This is a genomic window from Acidovorax sp. HMWF018, assembly GCF_003061035.1.
Lineage (GTDB): Bacteria > Pseudomonadota > Gammaproteobacteria > Burkholderiales > Burkholderiaceae_C > Acidovorax > Acidovorax delafieldii.
This window is the reverse complement of record NZ_QAIM01000421.1, coordinates 23,773-27,091: the sequence shown is the minus strand read 5'-3', so window position 1 is coordinate 27,091 and position 3,319 is coordinate 23,773. Positions and strand designations below refer to the sequence as shown.

General features: G+C 68.4%; 4 protein-coding genes. 2 read left to right on the top strand and 2 right to left on the bottom strand.

Annotated elements, in window-relative coordinates; genetic code table 11:
* Positions 1-163: 163 nt before the first annotated feature.
* Both DBR23_RS17355 and DBR23_RS17350 read right to left on the bottom strand, forming a co-directional pair.
* Positions 164-1,045: a DUF3703 domain-containing protein gene (locus DBR23_RS17355; RefSeq protein ID WP_108499072.1), complete on the bottom strand. Its 882-nt coding sequence runs from the start codon at positions 1,043-1,045 to the stop codon at positions 164-166.
* A gap of 3 nt (positions 1,046-1,048) precedes the next feature.
* Positions 1,049-1,720, bottom strand: coding sequence for a cation transporter (locus tag DBR23_RS17350; RefSeq protein ID WP_199227736.1), 672 nt, complete (start codon positions 1,718-1,720; stop codon positions 1,049-1,051).
* Between the two features lie 73 nt (positions 1,721-1,793).
* Here DBR23_RS17350 and DBR23_RS17345 point away from each other — a divergent pair, with 73 nt between their 5' ends.
* Positions 1,794-2,258 (top strand): Cd(II)/Pb(II)-responsive transcriptional regulator, encoded by a 465-nt coding sequence (locus tag DBR23_RS17345; protein WP_108499076.1) that lies wholly within the window; start codon positions 1,794-1,796, stop codon positions 2,256-2,258.
* Positions 2,259-2,415: 157 nt separating this feature from the next.
* A complete protein-coding gene (locus DBR23_RS17340) occupies positions 2,416-3,216 on the top strand; it encodes an ABC transporter permease (protein WP_015014693.1) in 801 nt (266 codons plus the stop codon).
* Positions 3,217-3,319: the final 103 nt, after the last annotated feature.

Sequence of the window (3,319 nt, the reverse complement as noted above, 5' to 3'; positions counted from 1 at the left end):
GGGCTGTGCCCGCGGCCCCCGGGGCAGAGGGCGGCGCACAGGTTGTGGATTGGACCATGCAAGCCCCATGCCGGGCTTGTCGTGCGTCAAATTCCGGGTGCCCGGCGGCCGCACTGTTCGTTGGTTGTTTACTCCTGATTTGATAGCTGTAAGCGCTTATAGATCAAGCGCTATCGCCAGTTTTTTGCAGAAATGGGACGGACTGCAGGCGCGCAGCGGCCATGGCCCCGTCAATCAGCCGCGTGATGTGTGACTGCGGCGCCATAGGCGCCAAGGCACTCACCCGTGCCCGCCCCGTGTTGCCAATGGGCAGCCGCGCCAGCGCATGGCCCAGCGGCACCAGGGCCAGCCGCAGCACCTGTCCACCGGACTCGCGCAGGTCGCGCAACTGCAGGGCGTAGCGCAGCATGGCTGTGTGCGACCGCCAATGCAGGGACAGCGTGGTCTGCCCCAGCACATGCGCGGCCTCCAGCCAGTGCCAGCGGGTGGCGGGCGGTGCGCTGGCATCGCGTGCGAACGCGGCCAGCAGGTGGTCGAACGCGCGCTGCGTGTGCAAGGGGTCAGCCATGGGCCCCGCCGCGTGGTGCGCCGCCAGCTGGTGCCAGCGCCGCTGTCGGTGCCGGTAGAACAGCTGGGCAAACGCCGCGCTCAGCGGCGTCATCAGCCACGGCAGGTGGCGCGCGACCACCTCGATGTCGTCGGTGTAAAGCGTGCGGCCGTCCGGCATGGGTTGCAGCGTGATGCGATGGTCCCAGCGCCGCATCAGCGTGCCCTCGCCGTTGTCGCGCAGCGTGGGCCATGCGCCGTCCTGCGCGGCGGGCTCGATGGAGATGCGCACGGTTTGCGAACCCATGGGCAGCAACCCCAGCAGCCACATCTGCAACGGCAGATCCCCGGGAGACCAGTGGCTGGGCCAGGGCGCGCCGCCGGGGCGCGTGAACCGCACCAGGGGCGCCGTGATGTGGCGAAACACGGCGGTGCTTTGCAGTTGCGCAGCCACCCATTCGGGCGGTGCGTTGAGCGGAGTGGACAGGCGTACGCGCATGGCTCAGTGCCCGTGTGCTGCGGGGGCGCCGGCGGTGCTGGCCAGCTCTTGCCGTGCGTGGCGGATCACGCTCCAGCCGCCGCTGATGGCCAGGCCGGCCATGACGGCGGCCACCACCAAGTCGGGCCAGGCCGTGCCCGTGCCCAGCACCCCCAGCGCAGCGGCCATCACGGCCAGGTTGCCCAGCGCATCGTTGCGGGTGCACAGCCACACGCCGCGCATGTTGGCGTCACCCTCGCGCCATGCGTAGAGCAGGGCGGCCACACCGAGGTTGGCCGCCAGCGCCAGCAGGCCCACGCCACCCATGGTGAAGGGCTCGGGCGGCACCCCTTGCCACACCCCCCACGCCACCCGGCCGATCACGAACACGCCAAAGGCCAGCATGCTGGCCCCCTTGAGCAGCGCGGCACGTGCCCGCCAGGTCAGCGCCATGGCGAGCACCCACAGCGACAGGCCGTAGTTCGCAGCATCGCCCAGAAAGTCGATGGCGTCGGCCAGCAGCGACGCCGAGCCCGACTGGGCGCCCGCGCCCAGCTCCACCACAAACATTGCGGCGTTGACGATGAGCGCAATCCACAGGATGCGGCGGTAGCGCGGGTCTGCGCTGGCGGGGGCGTCGTGGCTGTGGCCGGGCGCGCCGTGGTCGTGGTGGCCGTGATGGCAATGGGCTGACATGGTGTTTTCTCCTGGCGGTTTTTGATAGCGATGGCATCATTGGAAACCTTGAAGTCACTTGAAGGTCAACCCCATGGACTCCCACGCTGCACAGTTCCGCATTGGCGAGGCCGCCCAGCAGTCCGGCGTGTCGGCGGCCAATATCCGGTACTACGAAAAAGAGGGGCTGCTGCCGCCCGGCGCGCGCGGCGACAACAGCTACCGCCTGTACAGCAGCGCCGACGTGCACCAGCTGCGTTTCATCCGCCTGTGCCGCGCCATGGACATGTCGCTGGACGAGGTCAGGACCTTGCTGGCGCTGGACTGGGACAGCAAGACGGACTGCCATGCCGCCTGCGACACGCTGGATGCACACCTGGTGCATGTGCGCACCCGCCTGGCCGAACTGCAGGCGCTGGAGGCCGACCTGCAGGCGCTGCGCAGCCGCTGCGACGGCGCTGACGCCACCTGCCACATCATCGAAGCGCTGCATGCGCGGGCTGACGCGCAGCCCGTGGGCGCCATCGCCATGCCCAGCCAGGGTAAGCGCCATGTGTGAGCAGTTGTGGTGCGGTGTGGCTGTGTAGGGGCTATTTGCTACTCAATTAATAGCTGCTCAGGCATATTCTTCTAGCGCTACCGCCCGAAAATGGCCCAGATATCTCCAGCAACCCGCCACGGGCTGCCCTGGCGCATGCCCCCGCTATGATCCGCCCATGATCTCGCGCCTTCCCGGCCTCTCCCTGCCCGAACGTGTGTGGAACACGGCGCGGCGCTGGGCGGTGGCCTGGTGGCGCATCCTGTACCTGGGCGCGGTGGTGCTGGTGCTGGTGTTGTCGCCGTCCAGCTACGGCAAGGGCACGCGCCGCGCACTGGCTCGGCACCTGTATCTGGACACGGCGCCGGTGCTGCTGGGCTTTACGGTGCTGGCCGCGCTCATCAGCCTGGTGCTCACACGCATCGTGGTGGTCACGGCGCTGAGTTACGGCCTGTCGCGCTACGCGCTGGAGATGGTGATCCGCGTGCTGGTGCTGGAGCTGATCCCGCTCACGGCCGCCTTGTTTGTGGCCATGCGTTGCACCATCCCCAACGGCTCGCAGCTGGCGCACCTGCGGCTTACGGGCCGGTTCGAGGCGCTGCGCCGCCAGGGCTCCGATCCGGTGCGCATCGAACTGCTGCCCCGCGTGATTGCCGGGGTGTTTGCCTGCGTCACGCTGGCTGCGCTCAGTTGCGTGGTGGCGCTGGTGCTGGCGTACCTGGGGGTGTACGGCTTCAACATGGCGGGGCTGCCGAGCTACACGCGCATGTTCGGCCAGGTGTTTTCGCCCAGCGTGACCATGGTGTTTGTGCTCAAGACCCTGTTCTTCAGCCTGGCCGTGGCGCTGATCCCCATGGCTGCCGGGCTGTATGACAGCGGCGAACGCACCCAGCCCGACTCGGAACTGGGCGGCCTGGCCCGCATGTTTGCGGTGCTGCTGCTGATCGAGGTGGCCTCGCTCATGGGCAACTACTACTGACGGCCCGCGCCAGTCACACCCACCCGCATAAACCCACGACATGAACGACCATCCTCCTCACCCATCGCATGGCCCCGCCGGGGCCGACGCGCCTCCGGTCGAG

Bases quoted from the DNA above. Each gene is read 5' to 3' on its own strand.
- DBR23_RS17345 (WP_108499076.1), top strand. From the start codon at position 1,794: ATGGACTCCCACGCTGCACAGTTCCGCATTGGCGAGGCCGCCCAGCAG.
- DBR23_RS17340 (WP_015014693.1), top strand. From the start codon at position 2,416: ATGATCTCGCGCCTTCCCGGCCTCTCCCTGCCCGAACGTGTGTGGAAC.
- DBR23_RS17355 (WP_108499072.1), bottom strand. From the start codon at position 1,045: ATGCGCGTACGCCTGTCCACTCCGCTCAACGCACCGCCCGAATGGGTG.
- DBR23_RS17350 (WP_199227736.1), bottom strand. From the start codon at position 1,720: ATGTCAGCCCATTGCCATCACGGCCACCACGACCACGGCGCGCCCGGC.